Annotated in this window: 1 protein-coding gene; it reads right to left on the bottom strand. The window is 39.8% G+C overall.

Annotation, left to right across the window (positions count from 1 at the left end; genetic code table 11):
- A partial coding sequence (locus EOD40_RS17855) for a hypothetical protein (RefSeq protein ID WP_196781476.1) occupies positions 1 to 334 on the bottom strand: 334 nt, incomplete at both ends.

Raw genomic sequence — 334 nt, 5'->3', positions numbered from 1 at the left:
TTCCACTTACCGTTCCGGTAAAGGTTGGTGAATCAATATTGGCTTTCAAATCTAACGCATCTTGCGTATATGTAGAAACTGGTTTGTTTGCATCGCTGGTGTTATCAACGTTCGCTAAACCAACCATCGTTTTAGTAATTCCGGAAACCGTTCCGGTAAAAGTTGGAGAATCAATATTGGCTTTCAAATCTAACGCATCTTGCGTAGATGTAGAAACTGGTTTGTTTGCATCGCTGGTGTTATCAACGTTCGCTAAACCAACCATTGATTTAGTTATTCCTGAAACCGTTCCTGTAAAAGTTGGTGATGCTAAAGGAGCTTTTAAATTCAAGGC

Origin of the sequence: Flavobacterium sufflavum, from assembly GCF_004016525.1 — a bacterium.
Taxonomy (GTDB): domain Bacteria; phylum Bacteroidota; class Bacteroidia; order Flavobacteriales; family Flavobacteriaceae; genus Flavobacterium; species Flavobacterium sufflavum.
This window is presented reverse-complemented; position numbering and strand designations above follow the sequence as displayed.